This window comes from Glutamicibacter sp. AOP5-A2-18, assembly GCF_052446055.1.
In the GTDB taxonomy this organism is placed as follows: Bacteria; Actinomycetota; Actinomycetes; order Actinomycetales; family Micrococcaceae; genus Glutamicibacter.
The window spans coordinates 3,455,160-3,476,817 of the sequence record NZ_JBQSVW010000001.1; the positions used below are offsets into that span (position 1 = coordinate 3,455,160).

A 21,658-nucleotide genomic window follows, 5' to 3' on the forward strand; every position below is an offset into this window, starting at 1 on the left:
TGAGCTCGGACAAGGTATTGGAACGCACCGGTAGTTCTATGGTCCGCTGGAATTTGATCTAATCCAGCTGAAGATGCCCAGGAGAAACCGATGACCAAGTTTCGCATACAACTTCGCCACCGGCGCATCACGCTACTGGTCATCGCAGCCTTGGTGCTTTCATTAGTGGTCGCAGCCGGTGGACTCTGGTTCAAACTCCAAGGCAACATTTCCACCGCAGTCATGCGTGGTTCCGAGTCCGCACCTACAGACTCGCGTATGGATCTGAACATTCTCCTACTGGGATCCGATACCCGTCAGATGGAAAGTTCAGGTTTTGGTCAGGCCTCAGGAGCACGCAGTGATTCGATGGTTCTGGTGCATATTGCCGCCGGCAATAAGCGCATCGACGCAGTGCAGATACCCCGCGATACCCTGGTTGACATGCCTGCCTGCGCAGACACGGGTGCCGGAAAATTTGATGGCGGACTTGCGATGATGAACTCTGCGTTGAACTATGGGCCCGCCTGCTCGGTGAGCGCTGTTGAATCATTAACCTCAGTGCACTTGGATCACTTTATTGAGATCAACTTTGAGGGATTTATGTCCATCGTTGATGCCCTAGGTGGGGTCAACGTCTGCCTGCCAGAAGCGATGAAAGATTCCAAAGCGAACTTGGATCTGCCGGCCGGAGAGCAAACGGTCAATGGCAGCGATGCCCTGGCCTTGGCACGCACCCGTCACGCTGTGGGCGACGGCAGCGATATTGCACGACTTGGCCATCAACAGATGGTGATGTCGGCAATCGTTCAACAGGCCACCAGCAAGGAAACACTGGCCCGCCCAGACCGGTTGTATTCATTCTTGGATGCGGCAACATCCTCCTTGACGGTCGACCCTGGACTGAGTTCCCTGGCCGACCTGACCTCGTTGGCAGTGCGGGCTCAAGCGGTGCCAACGGATCAAATCACTTTCATGACCATGCCTTGGCAGCCGGCGCCACAGAACAAAAATCGGGTGATTCCCTCCGCCGGTGCGCAGAGCCTCTTTGCGAGTTTGCATGAGGATTCCCCGGTAGTCACACAAGCTCAAGACACCACACACGATGCACCGGTGCAGATCTTCAACGCCGCTAAGGTTCCTGGTCTTGCCGCTGACTATTCTGCCAAGGCTACCGAGCAGCGTTTTAACGTGACTTCGGTGACCAACGCGAGTGCAGTGGCCGACAAATCCACACTGTTGGCCGCAGATACCGAAGAAGCCCAGCAGACAGCAAAAGCCCTGGCCAAGGTACTGAACCTGAACATCAAGCCAGCTACTGCTGATATTGATGGGGCTCAGTTAAACCTCGGCCAGGACTATCAAAGCTTGGTTCAACCGGAAAAGTCACCGGTGAAAACCACTAATCGCAAGGCTAGCCAGAGCCTTTGCGGTTAGTGGTTTCTGCTTAGAACTCCAGATCCAGATTCTCGTTGATTCCCTCGATACTAAATACGGCAGGGTCAAAATCTTCACCCGGCTCCAGTGCCGCATCTTCGGGAATCACGTCTTGCATCATGGTCAAGGGCACTTCAACTTTCAGCTCTTGAACCATTTCGGACCAGTTCAATGGTCCACCGCTGTCTTCCAACGGACCCATTCGGCGCCCGCCGATACACCGCGGCAACTGACCGTCGTCGGACTTAAGCACGTCCTCCACTTCAATGCCGACCCGCCAATCATCACCAAAGTCGTAGGTGTAACTTAGGCGGTCTTTAGGCTTTTTGAAGAGCTTGGAAAGTAGTACCGTCGACTCGTCGTGGTCACTTTCCATATAGGAGTTCTGCGGACCATAGCTGATCTTACGGTTCTGCCCGTAGAACTGGTGCAGGTGAGAGTCGGACCAGTCGAAGCTGATCTGGATGATGTCGTGTAGGTCCCCGAGGTTCAGGTCAACTGGAACCAGCACGCGACGCCAGATCGGTGGTTTTACATCGCGCAGGGAGAGCTTAAGCTGCAGCACCTTGCCGGTGTACGGTTCGGTCCGCTTTTCTCGCTTAGGCTCTTGCTCATCATCAAGCGAGAATCCAAAAGGATCAACCACCGCTTGGCTTGCAGGTTCTTCATCCTGCTCTTCGTTATCCAGATCGGTCAGTGCGAGGCGAACAATTCCCGGAATGTCATAGGTGCTTCCTTCGCTCACCAAGCCAAGAGCTCGAAGCAGTTCCATGCGCTGATGTGCGCCGGCCCAAGCAACTTCCGAGAACATCTCGTCACGGGCGGCTGCGACCGAATGTGCTTCTGAGTCAATGGCTTCGAGCAGCCAAAGGTTTGCTAGACCCCAGGACTCAAGAGATTCCTCGTCTTCTTGTACCGGCTGAGCCAGAAGCAAATCAAGGATGGCCTTGAGGTAGGTGTAATTGCTCTCGAAGGAGGTCGCCCCGTCCGGAACTATGAGGTCGTGCGAGGTTGAGCCCAGTTCCGGTAGCGCAGCCGTTTTGATGTCCAGTGCCTCGGCGAATTCGAGGGCAGAAAGCAGCACTGTAACAACGTAGTGACGACTTGTTGAGTCTAGGTCCTTCGGGAACAGTCCACGTACCGCATGAGCGGCTTGAGAAACGTATTCAGGACCCGGACCGGCGGCCCAGTAGTCATGACCGGTAGTGGTGGCCCAGGCAAGAAGCACCCGACCCATTTTGGAGACCGGCATTTGGACTATTTCAGCCACTGCAGCCTCTGCAGTTTCCGGTACATCCAACGACTTTTTTGCATCTTCATCGTCGAAGGGATCATCGGCATCAATTGCTGCCAGCAACCATTCGAGGCTAGCTGGATCGCCAGCCCACAGGTCACTTTCAATCAAGAAGTCCAAGTAGACGGTCCACGCAGTGAAGACTAGATCGCGCAATTCTCCGGAGTCATCATCCGGTTCTTCGGCCTCTTCAAACTCGATGGTCGCAGTCAACACGGTGAACAGCTTTGGCGGATCAAAGTCGGTGACGCTGCGAAGTTCTATCGCCTCAGCGTAGGAGCTCAAAGTTTCGGTCACGACGGCCAGAACCATAGGCGCCAGTTCGTTATCCCCATGTCGCGTTTCAAGCCACTGGGTGAACTGAACGGCCAGCGCATCTAATCCGCGCTTAACCTTTGCGCGCTCAATGGAGACGACATCTCCTTGCAGTCGCGCCGGGTGCCCCTGCTTGGGCTTCTGCTTCTTCTTTTTCTTGGCCACTGAGCTGTTATCCCATCGTTGCTTTGCTTATTTTCAAGGCTACGTGTCACCCCTAGCAGATAGCCAACATTTGAGCTGCCTGGACTTCACGCGTGCCCGACTGCGCCGGGCCGTTGGTAGGGTGAAATCATGATTGATATTGCCACCTTGCATTCAGATCTGTCCCGCCTGGGTCGCGAAACCGCGACGATGTCCTCCACCGTGCAGAGCTTATCCGCTGAAGAACTAGCCGCCGCATCCCTTTGTGAAGGATGGAGTCGAGCACAGGTCATCGCGCACCTCGCCTCCAATGGTCGCACCCTGGTTAAGCTCATCGATTGGGTCACCAGCGGCGAACCACAACAGCTTTACGCTTCTCAAGAAGCCCGCAATGCAGAGATTGACCAGCTGGCCGCGTTGCCACGCGAAGAACTATTGGCGGCTTTTGATGAATCCGCTACCTATTTTGCCCAGCAGTCCGAACGCCTTAGCGGCGAGCTAGCTATCCAGGAAGTGGACTTGCACGGCAAGGTCATCCCTGCCACCGCGCTGGTTGCCCTGCGGATTTGTGAAATTGTCATCCACCATCATGATCTTGATACCGCGTGGACCATTGCGCAAGCCGAACCGGACTCCCTTGAAGACTCGGTGGAAGCCGCCGTGCGCACCATGCGGTTCAAGAATGCTCCGGGTATGACACTGCTCAGCGAAGAAGGTGACCAGTGGGTGATCGGTGATGGCTCGTTGACCGTACGTGCTGACCGTGCAGCCTTAGTTGACTGGTTGGCCCGTGGAAATGCCCGCGACATTAAGGCTGACGGACCGATCCCCCAACTGCCTACTTGGTAGAAATTCGGTCATCAATCTAAGAAGAAAGAACCAGCAGTGATCCCCGTTATTGTGCTCACCGGATACCTCGGCGCGGGCAAGACCAGTCTGCTCAATGGCTTGCTCACCCGGCCCGGTACTCGCGTTGGCGTGATCATCAACGATATCGGCAAGATCAACGTGGATACCGGGCTGATCACCGGGCAGATTGATGCCGCCGAATCAATCGCCGGAGGCTGCGTCTGTTGCTTGCCCGATAGCGGTGGCCTCGATGAACTGCTGGAAAAGTTGGCTGCGCCCAAGCTTAGGTTGGACGCAATCATCGTTGAGGCCAGCGGTGCTGCCGACCCGATCAACGTGGATCGCTTGTTGCGTTACGGCAATGCTCCCGGGGTACGCCCGGGCGGCATTATTGATGTCATTGATGCGGTGCAGCATGAACACACGGTGGACACCGCCGCTATGGCTCCTGCCCGCTTCACCGCGGCCAGCCTCGTGGTGGTCAACAAGCTGGACATGATCCCGGAAGACTCCCGTGAGGAGACCTTCAAACGGATCAGCAATAGGGTCCGGGAAGCCAACCCGCAGGTAACCATCGTGCCGGCCAATCATGCGGCAATTGATCCCGAACTAGTCTTTGATATCGCGCTGAACGAGGATCCAGTGGACGAACTTCCATTGGCTGCCGCCTCGCGAGCTGAACATGATCACGTTCATGCCCCGCATGCCCACGCGGTCACTGTGCCTTGTGGTGAAGCCGCAGATCCGGGCGCAGTGTTGGACCTATTGGAGCATCCGCCGGCGGCAGCATATCGTCTCAAGGGCCATGTGAAGATCCGAACCGGCTCCGGAACTCAGCGCTACCTGGTTAATATGGTCGGATGGCAGCCACATCTACAGTTGGCCACGCCAGGCTCTGACCCTGCCGATGATGCGCTCGTGGCAGTGGGTGTGGACTTGAACGAACAAGAGGTGGGTGAAGTCTTACGTGCTGCGCTGCAGCCGGCCATGTCCGAGCCAACCCCGCAAGATCTCACGCGTCTAGCGCGTCGATTGATACTTAGTTCACGGATTGCAGACAGTGATAATGAACAGTCCGACGATGACGATTCTGTAAGTAGCTGAGAAGCGATTTGTAAGTAATGCCCATCCGGACAATTTCAGAATCCACGTGTTTATTGGGATCCAGGAGGGTTGGTTGTAATTGTTGGTTGAGGCTCGTGTAATTGTTGGTAGTTAAAATCCAGGCCGGCACCTGCCCAATATGGGTAGGTGCCGGCCGCTGACTTCACTAGGTCTATCTGCTTACAAAGCGATCTGGCGGTTCTGATCTTTGTAGAGCAGGTAACGGAAGTTATCTGGTCCGCCGGCATAACAAGCCTGTGGGCAGAAGGCGCGTAGAGACATGTAGTCTCCGGCTTCAACCCTAGGTCCCCTGACTTACCCGCCGCGGATCAAACAAGCTCGCGGTAGCCAGGCGGCTCCGCCCTCGATGTCAGGACGTTTTTTGGGCCATCTCTTCACCATGACCACCTTGCGTCCCGCCAAACCGGTTGACGATTTCTATGATCCTGTCGACGCTTTCATCCGGGAAGAGATCCTCCGGGCCATGTGGTGCAAGATCGGTATACGGGCTCTCATAAAGTGCCCCAGTGTCCATCCTGCCACCCCGTGTCAGCTGTGCAACGATCATGTTGATCAGTTGCAGCTGTCGGGTATTCAGCGTTGTCGCAGTGATGAACTCAGAGAACGCTTCCTGCACCGCCTCCGGTTCGAGTCCTACCAGAGAGCGGATGAAGCCGGCGAGGTCCCCGTCCGTGGCGCGTTCAAGATCCTCTTTGGAACCGGCCCCTGATTCAAGAAGCAGCCCTTCAAGTGCTTTGAGGTCGTCTTCCGTCAAGGCGCGTCCGCGGCGCAGGCGCTGGATCGATATGTGGTCAAGATGTCCGCGCAGGTGGACTTCCACGCGCTGTCGGAAGTATGAAACATCAAAGATCTGCTCGTGCACTCCCCCGAGGGTGACTTCAGAGATTTCTCCCATGGTGTCCTCAAAATCGGAGTAAACGATTTTTCGTTTCTTCTTTTCAATCAGGGGAATCAGCTCGCGCAGTTTCCGTCTTACAGACTCCAGCCACAACGGATCGGCACTATCCCACGCTCCGGACGCGGTGCCCATCTCCACCACTGAATCGATGAGCGGCAGATGGGCTGCAATGCGTGGAATGTTTCCCTGCTCCTGCAATGCCTGAGCGATCTTCACTAGTTGCGCCCCAATGCGTGAGAGCGCCTGCGTATCGCCACAGAGCGCAGCAAGTTCCGCCTGCAGCACTAGAAGATCAAATCGCTTGGATTCTTCTTCACCGTCGCCAGGCGCAATGGAAGCCAAGCCAGCAAGCTCTTGCTCGGCGGTCGCCGCTTCCGCGTCGGTAAGGTTCTTCCACGCATCATCGTTGGCAAAGTGTGCAACAGCGGCCATGTGGGGACGAACTAAGAAGTTAGAACGTGGCAGCTCGCGTACTCCCCCACCCAGCCGGGATACAAGGTCATCGCGGAATGCTGCATCGAATTCTGAACCGATGGCCGCGCGCAACAACCGCACCCGAGTGGCGAAGGTCCGCGCTGCAAGGGATTGGCCCAGGCGTACGTCGCTAGCGTCGAGTCCAGCGTTGAAGTACTCGGCATTGCCGCACACGTCGAAGATCAAGAAATCCTTCTTCGACGAGTCTGGGCCGTATAGGTCGGGGCGCAGGCGAGTTCCGCGTCCGACCATTTGCCAGAACTTTGACTTGGAGCGCACGGGCTTAAAGAACACCAGGTTCACTACGTCCGGCACATCGATGCCGGTGTCGAGCATGTCAACGCTGACCGCAATGTGGGGCTCTTTGTCAGGATCGGAAAAATCATCGATGAGTTGTTGAGCGTAGTTCACACTATGGGTAATGACCCGCGCGAACCGGCCCGCGTGCGCCGGATAGTTTGCATCAAAGCGCTCGGCAATGAAGTTGGCGTGTTCCTGGTTCCTGGCAAAGATGATGGTCTTACCAAGGCGGTCCCCGCCGGCGACCCTGTGGCCGCGTTCCATAAGCACTGCCAGTACCTTGTCAACGGTGTCCGCGTTGAAGAGCCACCGGTTGAACTCCGGGGCCGCAATTTCGTCGGGGATCAGACCGTCCTCGTCCCAGTCCTTCTCATCCCACTCTTCCTGCTCTTCGGGGGTGAGATCCGCGTAGCGAACGCCAGCACGCATGAAGCCCACCGGTACGTCGACTACCCGCGGCGGGACTAGGTAGCCTTCGGCTACCGCTTCGGAAAGCTCATAGGCGTTGGTGGGGTTGTTGTTCTCAATACCAAATAGGGCGTAGGTGTTTCTGTCCACCTCGCTGTGCGGTGTGGCGGTGAGCCCAATCAATAGGGAATCAAAATACGCGAAGATGTGCCGGTACTTTTGGTACACCGAGCGGTGGGCCTCATCAACAATGACTAGGTCGTAGTAGCCGGCTCCACGGCGCTTGGCACCGGTCAGCTTTCCCTCACTCGAGGCATTGATGATATTCATCATTGTCGGGTAGGTGGCTAGATGTATACGACTGCCGGCCGCATCGTCAGTTCCGAGTCGGGCCGGGGAAGATCCGGGGATCAGATTCTTAAAAGCACGGGCGGCCTGAGTGACAAGGGCATTGCGGTCAGCAAGGAACAAGACGCGCTTGATCCACCGGTTCTCACTGAGCATTTTCGTCAATGCGACAACGGTGCGGGTCTTGCCCGTGCCGGTGGCCATCACTAGCAGCGCACGGCGGCGAGCATCCGTGTCGAAGGCCTCGGCTACGGCACGGATTGCCTTGTGCTGGTATGGTCGGTCGGCCAGTCCCTCTGGGATAACCGCCTTGGCCAGTGGCTTGCGCTGGATACGTCGGTCAACAAGCAGTTGCAGCTCGTCCCGGCTGTGGAATCCGAGGACCTCGCGCTCTGGGTAGCGAGTGTCTTCCCATAGCCAGTGCCGATACCCGTTGGAATAGTAGATGACTGGCCGTTGTCCGTAGGCTCGTTCAAGGCAATCTGCATAGAGCTTCGCCTGCTGTTTACCCATGTGGGCATCTTTGCTGCTGCGCTTGGCTTCCAAGACGGCTAGCGGTTTTCCGTTCGCTCCCCAGAGGACGTAATCAATATAGCCGGAACCCGTGAGAGTGCCATCCAGCGTGGGCATTGTATTAACGGGGAATTCCCGGACGTTGGGATCCTCGACATTCCAGCCCGCTTCGTGAAGGTACATATCGATGTAGACACGGGTCCCGACCTCGGTGTAATCGTGCCCATCGGGGATTTTCACGTTGGCCTTCTTGGCGGCCTCAATCTCTTCCTGCAGAGCACGGATACGCGCTTCGTAGTCAGATTCCTTTTCGGCTGCAGCATTGAGCGCCTTATCCTTGGCTTCCAAATCTGCGGCGAGTTTCTCGGCTTCAGCCTTGCTCAGCTGCACAACTCCCGTTGCCGGTTTAGGGCCCAAGAGATGCGGATCAAATTTGCTAGAAGGCACCGGACGCAGAGAGGGATCTTTAGCGTAGAACGTTGCCAGCCAGATGGTGGTGTGGAATAGCTCGGCCAAAGCAAAGAGGGATATCTGCGTGCTGACCGGTTGATTACCGTGGACGCCGTTGTTCGAAAGCTTACGGATGGCATGCATCTTCTCGCGCACCATCGACGGCACGATGGCCTGGAAATCTGCCGTGGTCAACCTGTTGTTCAGGTCGTCCTTCAGCGGCATTCGCAACGACGAGTCTGCCTTGTATAGCCAGTCGACCAGTTGTTCCAAGGTACGCCTGGAATACAGCAGGCTCCCGCGCGGATCTAGCAGCGCATATCCCTCGGCCCGCTGTGCCTCGGCGAACACATTGGGCCACTGGGCTACGAGGAACGCGAAGTTCGATGGCCGCTGCGGAGCCTTGTCGTCCTGGACCATGCGCGCATTCCCCCTGTGTATGCCCAATCTGTTCCTCTCATAGTAGTCAAGGGACAAATGGAATGCGTTCGGCATCGTACCGACACGCACCCTGTTACTTCGCATCAAAGATAGATTGGGATGTCTCCCAATGCCGGCAAAGACCCCTCGCGAAAATATTCTGCGCAGTTAGTGTTCCGGGCTGTCCCATCTACAAACAACTCGACCTGGCCGGTACGAGAATTCCAAGGTGTTGCGGCTTTGAAACCTCGATCGTCAAAGATCGATCAAAGAAGATACTTGCCGTTCTTCCGCATAATTCCGCAGTTTTGTGGCGCCGTACCCGCCGTGTTGGCTTCTGTCGATCAAAGAACGATCAAAGAAGTTTCCGCTATCGAGTTAGCTCCGCTGAACAGACCAGAACGGTACATACCTCATCCCCTTATGACCAGCATCCGGATCAAAAGCTACGATCAATCCAACCTCAACTGCGTCGCGAATCAGTCTCGACGCTTGGGCACTATTCTTCTTGTCAATCCGAAAACGTTCTCGCAACGAAGCGTTATTCAGCTGTTCATGACGAACATATCTAAGGCAGGCATGAAGATATACTGCTTCGCTCCGTTCAGACTTGGAGAGCGTTGACAAAGGCCTATGCGAAAATACGGTTACCCGTGTGGCAATATCATCAATTCGAACGCTAGGAGCAGGCAATTCATTAATCTCCACTAACGCGGCGACTTTATCCCACCCCGTTCCGCGCTCTTCGCACACACCAATCCGACGCAAGAATGATGCAAGCGCTTCATTTCTAGAATGAGGCGCCGTATCCACAAAACGAAGGGGGTCAATCAACGGACGTCCCGGGTTCGAAATTTCAACTCGGTCATCGAATATCTCAATCATCGGCCCCGACCCCCTTAAAGCGAGGTCCTGATGGATCAGCGCGTTCGCTACCAACTCACGAATGGCTAACTTTGGGAACGAGTGTCCATCTTGGCGCCGAGGAGACTCCAGCGATTCTTTGGCTGGCAGCAAGGTATCAAGATATCCGATCAGCCCATCAAAACCTGCAGCATATCCACGACTACCCACTTGTTCGCGTTCCGTTTCGAGCCTGTCTCGCCCCACATAGCGAATGACTCGAAAAGCTTTTCGTGACAGATCCGGAAATGCACTCATATCACGGGCAAACAAGAGCGCACCCAAATTGGTTATTGACCAAGTCCCGTTGGCGGCCAGCCTGATCATCTTGTCGTTTTCTAGCGAGTTGAGAATCAACTCCGGACCCGTTGGAAGCGGAATATCGAGCAAAGTGAAGTATGCGGGGTAGTCCAACAGTCGGAGCACGTCTTCAACGCGAAGACTATCCATGGCAATACGTCGTTCAACGGGTTTCGAATCAAACGATCTCCACAGCGCTGCTTCCTTCTGGGGGAAGTCCTTCAACTTCTTTTTCTGGGATCCGACCCTGATCCAAGCCGTATCACCCGCACGGATAGGCGCGCTTGCCGCTGGCTTGATAAGTAAGACTACGAGTGATTTCCCGTCGACTGACCCTACCTCGAATCTAAAGTCAACATTCGTTTGGAGAGTTCTTTGAAGCCAGTTCTCGAGCCCTTCATTTCCCTTCTTTGCGATCCGAGGGTCGAAGGAGGTGCCCACCAACCTGTGCGAACCGTCCTCAACTCCCCAGACCATATAGGCCGATTCTTCACCGACTACTGCCGCTGCGTTACCAAGGGCAGAGATATATTCGGCTATCGCCTGTTCATCGGCAAGATTCTCTTTGAACTCGACCCATTCGGATTCAGCAGGCATAGCCGTCAGCCTTCGAATCAAGCTTTCGAACAAATTTTCTCCGTCAGCGACGCCCAAGATACTCTCCATCATTATTTGCGATGCTAGGCATCGTCACGGCCAAGATGAACCAACTACTATTCGAAGAAGTCCTCGTCGATGTCAACCACGTCATAGCTCTGCTTGACCTGTACACCAACGCGATACTTGATCATCAATGACACCAATCGTTTGCCATCGATCAGCACGATTCTGGTCGGGATACTTGCCGCATACTCGCGGGCATGCTGGGTAAACGTGCTGGTAGTGATGAAGACGCCCCTGCTGGCGCCAAATCCGTGGAGGGCACCGATGAACGCTTGGATGGTCTCGCGACCAACGCTGTTACCTTCGGCATAGCGTTTTGCCTGAACATAAATTTGTTCCAAGCCCAACGCGTCCTGGTCAATGACACCGTCCACTCCGCTATCGCCGGACCCGCCGATCCGTCGTCCCCGCTGTGCGGCACCACCGTAGCCCATACCCAGCAGCAACTTAACGACAGCCTCTTCAAAGAAGTCCGGGTGGCTTTCGCGAAGGCGTACCAACAGTGCTTCGCCGACATCCGCTGCAATGCGATTGATGCCGGTCTCGATCTGTTCTATTGGGTCGGTTGCCTCCGCCTGTACCTCTTCGAGAACGTCGGTGGTAGCTACACTCTGCACGTTCGGCCAGAACGATGCGAAAGTCAATTTGGCCTCCGAAAAGCTGGCTATGCCTTCAGGATGCTCGGCGAACCACTGCCTGCCTGCCTCCGTGATTCGGTAGTTTGCCCGGATCGGCCTTTCGATCCACCCTGCCTTGAACAGGTTGCTGAGCGCCCACCCTAAACGCTGTTCGGAGCGCAACCCACCAGAGTTCAGAGTCTCAGCCTGGGCGACCTCCGAGAGTCCTGCCGAGATAATCGCCCGGCCCATGATGTCACGCCGGTGCAATGTCTCGCCATCCAAGAGAACCAGCAGCACGTGCTTGATGAAGTGCGGCCAAATGGGCACGTCAGAGACCGACTCTTCATTATTGGCGTCGGTCATCAGAGCTCTCCTTTGAAAGCGCGGTCCTGTAGCGACAAGAAGAGGTTATCGAGTTCGGTAAATTGGGCGCGATATTTTAACTTGAGGTGTTCGATGGAAGAAACTCGACGGGTAAATTCCTGCTGCATCTCGAGAGGTGGTGTCAGGACTCGTAAAGACTTGAGCTTCGTAACATTAATGCCCTTCATGATCGCGCCCTGGCTAATGAGGTCAACTTGACGTCGAATCGCCGAACTATGATGAAGCTGGTGCGAAATAAACTCAGTCTCCACTGACGAACCAAGCCGTACACGCAGCACATCCGAGTGCATGATGCCCGCGGATCTTGTATTGGGGTAGACAGCACATTTCCCCACGTCCCCTTTTCTAGTCATGACTATGTCACCTGGGACGACGGAATATGCCGACAGTCGTTCTGCCGTCTGTTCATCTAAAAATTCGGGTGGTAGCGTAGCAAATCCAGTGTTAACCTGCCTTATGCCCCAAAGCGGTATGCCTGAGTTTTTGTACTCACTCCTGCTGAGCTGGGTACCGAAAGGGCCACACTTAATATCGTCTGTTTTGCGGCAAAGCTCAACCAACGCACGCTCTGCATACCCGGATACGTTGAGCACTGGATCCCCAAACATCTCGTGAAAGATGGACTGTGCAAGCGAATCGAGTTGGGTAATGGCTTCACGGCGTTTGGTGCGGAGGTCGTCAGCCTTGTCAAGGATGGCAGCAATGCGGCGCTGCTCATTCATCGGCGGGCACGGCACTTCTACAGCGCCAAGGACTTTCGGGCTGATTCGTGGAAGGTTTGCACCGGTTGCCAGACTGTTTACGTGGTTGACGATATGCTTCTGACGAAGAAAGTACGCGAGATAGCGTCGGTCTGATTGGTCGCTGACTTTAATAGGCAGAATATCTGTGCTGCAAATACCCGACATCTCGGGCAATGCAATTTTGGTCAAATATGGGCGAAGCTTTCCGTAGAGAATGTGGCCAATACCAAACTTAAACTTGCTGCTGGCTAGCTCACCATTAGCGACTTCACCAACACCAACGAAAGTGCCACCAGAAGCAATGTTCTCTAGACCCACATAGGTTGTTCCATCTATGATTTCACTTGGCTGAACCGAGATTCGTTCAATTGTTGCGACTTCTGAAAGTGCCACCATTTTCATGCCAACAGGCCCTTCAACTCTGCGAGCCCCTTGGCGATGCCTTCGTCCAGCTGCTCAACGTCAGCAATAATTTTTGCAGGGTCACGGTGCTCGACTTCGTCATACTCAATCTCCTTGTACCGATTGATCGACAGGTCATAACCGTTCTCGGCGATCTCCGACTTCGGGACAACAAAAGACCGCTCGGTCCGCGCCCTGTCGTGTTCTTTCGTCGAACGCTCCTCGCCGAGCTCTCCACGTACAGCCTTCCAACGCTCAAGCACGTCCGGCAGGTCAGAAGTTTCCTGTGGGGTGCGCTTGTCATCGAGGCTGAAACCGTCGGCTGTCACATCATAGAACCAGACATTCTCCGTGCCGCCTGAGTTGGTGCGGGTGAAGAACAATACCGCGGTGGAAACTCCTGCATAAGGCTTGAAGACACCGGAAGGCAGCTTGACCACTGCTTCCAGCTGCTGGTCTTCAACCAACTGCTTGCGCAGGTCCTTGTGTGCCTTGGAAGACCCAAAAAGAACGCCATCGGGCACGATTACCGCGGCACGTCCACCTGGCTTGAGCAGGCGCAAGGAAAGGGCAAGGAACAGCAGCTCAGTTTTCTTGGTCTTGACAGTTTTGAGCAGTTCCTTGGAGACGTTTTCCGAATCTAGGCTGCCGGCGAACGGTGGGTTGGCGAGGATGACATCATACTTTTCCTCATCCGTCGAGTGCAGGTCCGCGAGCGAGTCCCGGTTCTCGATGACCGGGTTCTCGATGCCGTGCAACAACAGGTTCATGGCGCCAATACGAAGCATGGTGGAGTCGAAGTCGAATCCGTGGAATTGCTTGTTGTTGAAGAACGTACGCTGTTCCGGATCAAACATCAGCTCCGGGTTGTGCTCGCGGAGGTGTTCACCGGAGGCCATAAGAAAACCGCAGGTTCCGGAGGCCGGGTCGCAGATTGCCTCCATCGGCTGCGGATTACGCATGGCGACCAACAATTCAATGATGTGTCGTGGTGTTCGGAACTGCCCATTGGTGCCGGCCGTGGCGATCTTGGAGAGCATGTACTCGTAAAGATCACCCTTGGTATCACGGTCATCCATCGGGATGCCATCTATCAGATCCACGGCCTTTTGCAATACGTGGTCTTTGGTGATGGTAAAGCGAGCGTCCTTCATGTGGTCCGTGTAGGTGGAATCGCTACCGTCGGACTGGCGCGTGATCTCTTCGCGCAGGAACGGGAAGATGCTCTCACTGAATACGGTAAACATTTCTGACTTGTCGAAGTTCTTGAAATTCGACCACCGCATATCTTGGTACGAACGCCCGAACTTGTCGCTTCCCTCTGGGAATATAGGGTTTTCAACTGGCTTGCCGGTACGTGATGCTTTGCGTTCGGCGACAATCTGGTTGTCATCAAGGCGCTTGAGGAACAGCAAGTAGGTTATCTGTTCAATGACCTCCAACGGGTTGGAGATGCCTCCTGTCCAAAAGGCGTTCCAAACGCTGTCTACCTGCGACTTCAATTCCCCAGTGATCATGCCTTCCATCATATTGCTCTAACCCAAAGAAACTTGCCCGAAAGCATGGCGAGCACAAGATGCATTCCAAGCAGCTAGCCATCCTTTCCAGTCGACGCATGTTGTCGGCGAGCGCTGATAGGATGCTAAGCACTCTAGATAAAGTGAGATAACGCACTCGGCAGGCCAACCGCGCCGTGCAGTTGACCTCATGCAAGACCCAGTTCTACGAAACCGACGGTCGAAAGTCGACTTCCAGTCGCAATTAGCGGGTAGTTAGGAATCGGTGAGAGTAAAACTGACTTCTCATCGTGAGACCGCCAGGGCCTAGTCATTGAAAAAGTAAGGACGGATACATACCATGTCCCGCAGTGATCAGTTACGCTCCGAAATAAGTCGACTTGAATCTAGCGTGGCAAGCTTCCTCAAAGATCTTGCGAAGCACCAAAAAACTGCAAATGACGCGGCCGCCAAAGCACGTAGCGAGCGCACCCGTGCAGAAAAATCAAGAACGGACTCCAGCCGTCGTTCAGCATTCAGCGCTGCCGAACGCAAAGAGAAAGAATCCAACACCGCACTAAAGAAGGTAGCGGATATCAGCAGTAAGTTAGCCACGGTCAGGAAGTCGATAGCGACTAAACAGGCTTCATTGCGTAGCGCGGAACGGACTGAACAACGAACTAGAACTCGTGATGATGAACGTCGACGCCAAACAGAGAAATCCCATGCGCAGGAGATTGCTCGGCTCAGCCGCCCGTCAACGCAAATTCGCTACGTTGAGGTGCATCCACCCAAGCCTGAACCACTTCGCGTTTTGTACGTTACTGCGAACCCCGATTCCGTAGAGACCACGTTCGAGTACCCGGACGGGACCGTTGAAACGATCGGAACTTGGCTTCGCGTCGATCAGGAAGTGCGACAGGTCAAGCAAGCGCTCAGAGCATCCAAATTCCGTGACTTAGTTACGATTGAGCACTTGCCGGCAGCGACAGGGCCCGACCTGATGAACGGTCTCAACGACCATCGACCCCACGTCGTACACTTTTCCGGTCATGCATCGGCATTGGGCGTCCACCTTGAGGATGACAATGGGACAACCGGAGGCGCAGGCATGAACTTCGGTCTACTGGCTTCACTCCTCGGTGCCACTGACGACCCGCCGCGTCTCGTCGTACTCAACGCATGCGAAAGTCTGGAGGGCGCAGACGACCTCCTACAGACGGTGCCAAACGTGATTGGAATGTCAGAATCGATCACAGATATCGCGGCCATAACGTTTGCAACCAAGTTCTACGCTGCGATAGCCTCAGCGCAGTCTGTTGCTTCTGCAGTCGCCCAAGCCAAGGTTGCAATGCAGATGACTGCACTTGAAGACGCACATTTACCGGAAATTCGGACGCGAGACGATGTCGACCCATCCAAACTGGTCTTGGTGAATCCAGGCGAATCGAACATCAACTAAATCTCGGCTATTTCCGTTGTCTCGATAAATGAGTTTTTAATGCCATCCAAATGACAGTGATCAACATTAGAATTCATGGTTAGTTCTCAATGTTCGAGGTGCTTTGCAACCTCTAAAGTCTCAGTGGCGATTCAGCCAATGATCGATCTTCACAAAACAGTCCAGCGAATGCAAAAACCGGAGGCCGCATCCCGCGCGGCCCTGCCGCCGACCCACCTTGTCCGAGCAAGAAAGAAGCATCACTTGAACATGAGGCGGACACGGTGCGCCGATTGTCGGAGGATCAGCGCGGGATGCGGGCCCAGCAGTCTCTGGAAATAAGGGCTCTTAAAACTTAAGCGTGGTGCAGAGTGTTCAGCACGGGCGCAGCCCTGCCGTATATAACAGTATCCGAAGGCGGTAATGCGCATGGTTCCGATAACCCCGGCCAATGCGTTTCAAGTTCTTCGCCGTCAGATTCGCTGCCTCACTCCTGGCGTTCGTCAATCTGGTTCTAACGAACACCAGCAACTCCCTGCGCCATCCGGTCAACGTCCGGAACAGCGACTTCGCCTCAACCATTGTTGTTGCTCGCACGGACTTTTCCAGCACCGCCCACCGGGATTGGAACTCATGGATATTCGTAGCTTTCAATAGTTCCCGCACATGCTCCTTGATCGCATAGATCACTCCGAGTTCCGGGTCTGATTCCAAGATCAGCTTCAACCGTTCAACCTGCTTGATCGACAAGTTCTCCAGATTGCAAGTCAATAATTTCCGGTACTTGTAAGCCGGATCAGCAGCCCGGCCACGACGATCAAAGACTTCGTGGGAGCGACGTCGGCGGACCTGGGTGATCATCAGATTCGCCCGCTGAATCACGTGGAAATGATCCACGCTAACCTTTACCTTCGGCAGATTCTCCCGCACCGCCTTGCGGAACTCCGATGACATGTCGATCGCGACGTACTGCACCCGTTGGCGCCAATACCGTGGCCGATTCTTCAGCCACCGTTTCACCGCCGTGCCGCGGCGTCCGTCCACGATATCCAGAATCTTTCCGGTATCCAGATCAGTAAACACAATCGACCACGGCTCAATCCGCACTACTTTCCCGGTCCGGCCCCGTGCGTAGCGGACTTTGCGAAACCGGTGCTCATCAATGCCGAGCCGGCGGATGAACATGCGGTCCACGTCCCCGACCAGTTCACCGATCGTGGTTAGCCGGGCCATGACCGTAGGCCAAGACACCCCATGCGCGGCAGCGACCCGGGACACTGCCCTGAGTTCGGAACTCATCTCGTCCACGAACTGTTGGGAGAGTCGTGTGGTGATCCTGGCACGGAACGGGAGTTGCTCGGTGGTTTGAACGAATGAACGGCGTTCGCAGGCCGATTCCTGGCAGGCCATACGGCGTTTGCGCACCAATACCTGCAGGTCGGTGCCGCCGACTGGCACGTCCTTCACCCGATGTATTGGTCTGGCCTGGATTCGTTGGGTGAGCACTCCACAGGTGGGGCATGCTGCTTCGGTAGCTTTGGGCTCGATGAGGGCTTGTCGTCCGTCTGCTTCGTGGGTGGCGCTGATGACGCGGTAGTCGTTGAGGTTCAACAGAATCGACGCAGCATCGATTGGCCCGGTATCCTTGAACACGGCTCGTAGTTCCTTGCTGATGTATGTCTAGACAACACTCATCTTCGCAGAGGACTGCGGGCCTTACTTCTTTTTCGGGGTCACCACGCTAAAACTTGAAGAGCCGAAATAAGCCCTTACAAAGCGATCTGGCGGTTCTGATCTTTGTAGAGCAGGTAACGGAAGTTATCTGGTCCGCCGGCATAACAAGCCTGCGGGCAGAAGGCACGTAGAGACATATAGTCTCCGGCTTCAACCTCAACCCAGTCACCGTTCAGGCGATAAACGCCCTTACCTTCCAGTACGTACAAGCCGTGCTCCATCACATGAGTTTCCGCGAACGGGATAGAGGCACCGGGTTCAAAGGTCACGATGTTCACCCCAAAGTCGAAGGCCACATCGTTCGGATCCAGCATGCGAGTGGTGCGCCATTTACCGTCGGTACCCGGCATTTCGCCAGGTTCAACGTCGCGTTCGTTGCCAACTACTGCAGCTGGGGCATCCACGCCGACCAAAGGTTCATAACGCTTGCGCAGCCAGTGGAAGCTGGTGAGTTCTGCACCATCGTTCCGTGCGGACCAGGTGCTACCAGCTGGCAGGTAGGCGTAACCGCCGTCTACCAACACGTGTTCCGTGCCCTCAATAACCAAGGTCAGCGCACCGGTGAGCACAAAGATGAACCCCTGGACCTCGGCCTGAGGTTCTGGCTTGCTGGCACCACCGCCGGGAGAGACCTCCACGATGGACTGAGCGAACGTCGTCGCTCCGCCAGCCACCGGACGGTTTAATACCCAAGCGCGAGTATTGGTCCACTCGGGGAAAACGCTAGTGACGATGTCGCGCAGCACGCCCTTGGGGATAACAGTGTAGGCCTCGGCAACAATGGCGCGGTCGGTGAGCAGATCGCTTTGTGGCGGGTGACCGCCGAAGTTCGCGTAATAGGACGAGGAGTTCTGAACAGCTGGAACAGTCATGATGTGATCCTTAGGCGTGAGTGCGATTCAGCGCGATCGCTTCGAGTTCGGACAGGGAAATCTGGGCCAGCTCAGAAACTTCCTCGGCGCTTACCGCGCCGCAGGTAACCCCGCGGTGGATGTAGCGGGCCAACGCGCGAGCGGTGGCAGGTTCATCCATAATGGTGGAGCTGATCTGGTGAACATAGTTGCGCAGCCGGGTTCCGGCCGCTTGCAAACCTTCGCGGAAGAACGCAAAGGTGGCAAGATAGCGGGTAGGGAGTTGGTTTTCGTGCAGGTCCCAACCCTGATAGATGCCGCGGGCCAGATGACGGGAAACCAACCGTGCGTGTAGCGCCCATGCCTCGGCCATATTCTCTGGGTCACCGGCCGGGATGATGTTAGTTGAGCCGTCGGAAAGCTCCACACCGGTGCCAGCTACGGCCACCTGCATCACGTCCTTGGCGTAGTCAGCCACCGGGTGTTCCATGGACTGGTAACCGGCGGCCACACCCATGGACGCCGAATAGTCGTAGGTTCCGTAGTGCAGTGAGGAGACTCGACCTTGCCCTGCATGGATCAGCTGGGCCACCGGGTGGGTTCCGTCGGCGGCGATGATCACCTGCGGGGTTTCCACCTGGACTTCAAAGCGGATCCGGCCTGCCTCAAGGCCGTGGGTCTGCTCTAGCTTTTGTGCCAGCAGCACCATGGCCTTGACCTGATCTACGGTAGTGACCTTGGGAAGGGTCAGACGTAGTCCGGCTGGTAGCTCCGCGTGGGAAAGCAGCTGCGTAATGAATAGACCCAGGGTCCGAATGCCGCGTGCTCGGGTGGGCGCTTCGAAACATTTAAAGCGGATGCCAATGAAGGATGGTGCCTTGCCGGCGGCCACGGCCGCAGCGAGTCGGTCGGCTGCGGCCAGTACGTCCGCGTCCTCCTGAGCATCACTGCGATTGCCGTAGCCGTCTTCAAAGTCAATGCGCAAATCTTCGATGGGTTCACTGGCCAGCTTTTGTGCCACCAATTGGGCCAGTCGCTGCGGTTCAGCCAGGTTTAGCTTCGCCGCTAGGTCAGCCAATCCGGCTTCACCGCCGGTAGCTGCCAGAGCGTTAGCTCCCCAAGCAACCGGCAGTTCAGCAGTGTATATATCTCCGGGGACATATACAGTGTGGACCGGCTGGCGGGCCCCGGAATCACCCGGGTAGGCATTGTCCAGTAGCTGATCGGTGGCGGCCAATTGTGTTTCTACGCCGGCCAGCGTGGACTCATCGAAGGGGTTGATCATGACTTGCTCACGTACTCCTTTTCCAACAGTTCGTAGGCTCCGGTGGTGAGGAAGTCTGCGAAGTCCTCATCCTTGCCGCTGGTCAACGTTGCGATCAACCCGGCAGCCGGCTCATAGTAGGTCTTGAAGTGCTCTTCATTATTAACTTCACCGCGCAGGCGTTCTACTTCTTCGCCAAGAATGGTTGCTACCAAGTGCGCGGTGATGGTGTTGCCAGTGTCGGCGGCCACCACTTCGTTGCGGATCTGCTGCCAGATCTGTGAACGCGAGATTTCAGCGGTAGCGGCATCTTCCATCAGGTTATGGATGGCCACCGCACCGTTACCCGAAAGCCACACGGCCACGTAGTTCACGGCCACGTAGAGGTTGGCGCGCACGCCGGCTTCGGTGACGTCCCCTGGGGCGCTGGCGATGTCCAGTAGCTGAGCGGCGGTAACTTCTACCTCTGGGCGCTGGCGGTCGATCTGGTTTGGCTTATCCCCGAGCTTGGCGTCGAAGATTTCCTTGCAGATATCCACCAGGTCAGGGTGGGCAACCCAGGAGCCGTCAAAACCGTCGTTTACTTCGCGGGACTTGTCATCGCGGACCTTCTCGAAAGCTGCGGCGGTAACTTCTGGTTCGCGACGGTTCGGAATGAATGCGGCCATGCCACCCATGGCGAAGGCACCACGCTTGTGGCAGGTCTTGACCAACAGTTCGGTGTAGGCGCGCATCATGGGTGCGGTCATAGAAACGGCCGAACGGTCCGGCATGATAAACGCTTCACCGGCTTCGCGGAAGGTCTTGATGATGGAGAACAGGTAATCCCAACGACCAGCGTTCAGACCCGAAGCGTGCTCACGCAGTTCATAGAGGAATTCTTCCATTTGGAAAGCGGCTGGAATGGTTTCGATGAGCATCGTGGCGCGCACGGTGCCGTGGGCGATGCCCAGTTCCGCCTGGGCGAAGGTGAAGATCTCGTTCCATAGGCGAGCCTCGAGGTAGTGCTCCATCTTTGGCAGGTAGTAGAACGGTCCCTGGCCAGATTCGGCGAGCACCTTGGCGTTGTGGAAGAAATGCAGCCCGAAGTCCACCAGTGCACCGACGGCTGGTTCGCCGTTGATCAGCACATTGTTTTCTGGCAGGTGCCAGCCGCGTGGGCGGACTACTACAACGGCGCGTGGTGCGTCGGTGCGCAGTGCATAGGACTTACCGGACTTGGAATCGGTGAAGGCCAGGGTGCCGCGGGCGGCAGCCGAAAGGTTGGAGATGGCATCAACCACGTTGAACCAGCTCGGGGTCGAGGCATCTTCAAGGTCGGCAAGCCAGACCTTGGCGCCGGAGTTCAGCGCGTTGATGGCCATCTTGGCTGGGGAGGCTGGGCCTGTGATTTCTACCCGGCGGTCACGCAATGCTTCGGGGGCTTCCGCGACCTTCCAGTCACCGGTGCGCACCGACTCGGTCTGTGGATCGAAGTCGATGGCTCTCGCGTCGGAGAATTCCTGGCGGCGTACCGAACGGGCGGCCAGTAGTTCGTTGCGGGTTCCGGCGAACTTCTCATGCAATTTCTGGATAAAAGCGAGGGCATCATCGGAGAGGATCTGCCCGGCATCTGCTACGTCGGGGATGCTGGTGATTGAAATACTCATGAGTTGTTCCTTAACCTCTTGTGCTCTGTAGTACTGCTCTGTTCCGTGCGCGGGTGCTTTGACGTGCACCTTGATTTTCCACTGCAACCTGTTGCGCCGGTGGGTGTTCGGCGCTCCATCAACGATCACAGCTCTTCAAAAGATTTCCGTATAGTGGATACTATTATCCTCAAAATGAAAATGCAAGAGAGTATTGTGGTCTTCGGCACGGATTTTTGATGGCAAAATATCGGATCGTGGAAGAAAACCGAGTT

At 55.7% G+C, this 21,658-nt stretch carries 14 protein-coding genes and 1 pseudogene; 4 read left to right on the top strand and 11 right to left on the bottom strand.

Features of this window, described 5'->3' with window-relative positions:
- The first annotated feature begins 90 nt into the window (after nucleotides 1–90).
- Nucleotides 91–1,416 carry an LCP family protein gene (locus tag ACT3RW_RS16555; protein ID WP_444614507.1) on the top strand — a complete coding sequence of 442 codons (1,326 nt, stop codon included), beginning with the start codon at nucleotides 91–93 and terminating at the stop codon, nucleotides 1,414–1,416.
- Between the two features lie 10 nt (nucleotides 1,417–1,426).
- Here the strand turns inward: ACT3RW_RS16555 and ACT3RW_RS16560 are convergent, their stop codons facing one another.
- A complete protein-coding gene (locus ACT3RW_RS16560) occupies nucleotides 1,427–3,190 on the bottom strand; it encodes a plasmid pRiA4b ORF-3 family protein (RefSeq protein WP_444614508.1) in 1,764 nt (587 codons plus the stop codon).
- A 129-nt stretch (nucleotides 3,191–3,319) separates the two neighbouring features.
- Between ACT3RW_RS16560 and ACT3RW_RS16565 the strand changes: the two genes are divergently transcribed.
- Complete coding sequence (locus ACT3RW_RS16565) at nucleotides 3,320–4,018, top strand: maleylpyruvate isomerase family mycothiol-dependent enzyme (protein WP_262199033.1); 699 nt, start codon at nucleotides 3,320–3,322, stop codon at nucleotides 4,016–4,018.
- 36 nt (nucleotides 4,019–4,054) lie between these two features.
- A complete protein-coding gene (locus ACT3RW_RS16570) occupies nucleotides 4,055–5,122 on the top strand; it encodes a CobW family GTP-binding protein (protein ID WP_444614509.1) in 1,068 nt (355 codons plus the stop codon).
- A gap of 180 nt (nucleotides 5,123–5,302) precedes the next feature.
- Here ACT3RW_RS16570 and ACT3RW_RS16575 read toward each other — a convergent pair.
- From ACT3RW_RS16575 to ACT3RW_RS16600, 6 genes and pseudogenes are all read right to left on the bottom strand, one after another.
- A pseudogene (locus ACT3RW_RS16575) lies at nucleotides 5,303–5,422 on the bottom strand ((S)-ureidoglycine aminohydrolase); the annotation flags it as partial.
- Between the two features lie 70 nt (nucleotides 5,423–5,492).
- On the bottom strand, nucleotides 5,493–8,954 hold the full coding sequence (locus tag ACT3RW_RS16580) for a DEAD/DEAH box helicase family protein (protein ID WP_444614510.1): 3,462 nt from the start codon (nucleotides 8,952–8,954) through the stop codon (nucleotides 5,493–5,495).
- A 378-nt stretch (nucleotides 8,955–9,332) separates the two neighbouring features.
- Complete coding sequence (locus ACT3RW_RS16585; RefSeq protein ID WP_444614511.1) at nucleotides 9,333–10,811, bottom strand: ATP-binding protein; 1,479 nt, start codon at nucleotides 10,809–10,811, stop codon at nucleotides 9,333–9,335.
- Nucleotides 10,812–10,870: 59 nt separating this feature from the next.
- Nucleotides 10,871–11,803, bottom strand: a complete 933-nt coding sequence (locus ACT3RW_RS16590; protein WP_444614512.1) for a restriction endonuclease — start codon at nucleotides 11,801–11,803, stop codon at nucleotides 10,871–10,873.
- A complete protein-coding gene (locus ACT3RW_RS16595; protein WP_444614513.1) occupies nucleotides 11,803–12,969 on the bottom strand; it encodes a restriction endonuclease subunit S in 1,167 nt (388 codons plus the stop codon). The genes ACT3RW_RS16590 and ACT3RW_RS16595 overlap by 1 nt, the downstream gene beginning before the upstream one ends.
- Entirely contained in the window at nucleotides 12,966–14,486 is a 1,521-nt protein-coding gene (locus tag ACT3RW_RS16600) for a type I restriction-modification system subunit M (RefSeq protein WP_444614514.1), read from the bottom strand. The genes ACT3RW_RS16595 and ACT3RW_RS16600 overlap by 4 nt, the downstream gene beginning before the upstream one ends.
- A gap of 340 nt (nucleotides 14,487–14,826) precedes the next feature.
- Here ACT3RW_RS16600 and ACT3RW_RS16605 point away from each other — a divergent pair, with 340 nt between their 5' ends.
- A complete protein-coding gene (locus ACT3RW_RS16605) occupies nucleotides 14,827–15,927 on the top strand; it encodes a CHAT domain-containing protein (protein WP_444614515.1) in 1,101 nt (366 codons plus the stop codon).
- A 354-nt stretch (nucleotides 15,928–16,281) separates the two neighbouring features.
- Here the strand turns inward: ACT3RW_RS16605 and ACT3RW_RS16610 are convergent, their stop codons facing one another.
- The 4 genes from ACT3RW_RS16610 to aceB all read right to left on the bottom strand — a co-directional run bounded on the left by ACT3RW_RS16610 (nucleotide 16,282) and on the right by aceB (nucleotide 21,404).
- Nucleotides 16,282–17,559: an ISL3 family transposase gene (locus ACT3RW_RS16610; RefSeq protein WP_444612499.1), complete on the bottom strand. Its 1,278-nt coding sequence runs from the start codon at nucleotides 17,557–17,559 to the stop codon at nucleotides 16,282–16,284.
- A 116-nt stretch (nucleotides 17,560–17,675) separates the two neighbouring features.
- Nucleotides 17,676–18,512, bottom strand: a complete 837-nt coding sequence (locus ACT3RW_RS16615; RefSeq protein ID WP_444614516.1) for a bifunctional allantoicase/(S)-ureidoglycine aminohydrolase — start codon at nucleotides 18,510–18,512, stop codon at nucleotides 17,676–17,678.
- A 10-nt stretch (nucleotides 18,513–18,522) separates the two neighbouring features.
- Complete coding sequence (locus ACT3RW_RS16620; RefSeq protein ID WP_444614517.1) at nucleotides 18,523–19,776, bottom strand: DUF6986 family protein; 1,254 nt, start codon at nucleotides 19,774–19,776, stop codon at nucleotides 18,523–18,525.
- The gene (aceB, locus tag ACT3RW_RS16625; protein ID WP_444614518.1) at nucleotides 19,773–21,404 is read right to left on the bottom strand and encodes a malate synthase A; all 1,632 of its coding nucleotides are present in this window, start codon (nucleotides 21,402–21,404) and stop codon (nucleotides 19,773–19,775) included. Before aceB ends, ACT3RW_RS16620 begins: the two co-directional genes overlap by 4 nt.
- Nucleotides 21,405–21,658 lie beyond the last annotated feature (254 nt).

What these genes read in the sequence shown, in the direction of transcription:
- ACT3RW_RS16555 (WP_444614507.1), top strand. Translation starts at nt 91, where the DNA reads ATGACCAAGTTTCGCATACAACTTCGCCACCGGCGCATCACGCTACTG.
- ACT3RW_RS16565 (WP_262199033.1), top strand. Translation starts at nt 3,320, where the DNA reads ATGATTGATATTGCCACCTTGCATTCAGATCTGTCCCGCCTGGGTCGC.
- ACT3RW_RS16580 (WP_444614510.1), bottom strand. Translation starts at nt 8,954, where the DNA reads ATGGTCCAGGACGACAAGGCTCCGCAGCGGCCATCGAACTTCGCGTTC.
- ACT3RW_RS16590 (WP_444614512.1), bottom strand. Translation starts at nt 11,803, where the DNA reads ATGACCGACGCCAATAATGAAGAGTCGGTCTCTGACGTGCCCATTTGG.
- ACT3RW_RS16595 (WP_444614513.1), bottom strand. Translation starts at nt 12,969, where the DNA reads ATGAAAATGGTGGCACTTTCAGAAGTCGCAACAATTGAACGAATCTCG.
- ACT3RW_RS16600 (WP_444614514.1), bottom strand. Translation starts at nt 14,486, where the DNA reads ATGATCACTGGGGAATTGAAGTCGCAGGTAGACAGCGTTTGGAACGCC.
- ACT3RW_RS16605 (WP_444614515.1), top strand. Translation starts at nt 14,827, where the DNA reads ATGTCCCGCAGTGATCAGTTACGCTCCGAAATAAGTCGACTTGAATCT.
- ACT3RW_RS16615 (WP_444614516.1), bottom strand. Translation starts at nt 18,512, where the DNA reads ATGACTGTTCCAGCTGTTCAGAACTCCTCGTCCTATTACGCGAACTTC.
- ACT3RW_RS16620 (WP_444614517.1), bottom strand. Translation starts at nt 19,776, where the DNA reads ATGATCAACCCCTTCGATGAGTCCACGCTGGCCGGCGTAGAAACACAA.
- aceB (WP_444614518.1), bottom strand. Translation starts at nt 21,404, where the DNA reads ATGAGTATTTCAATCACCAGCATCCCCGACGTAGCAGATGCCGGGCAG.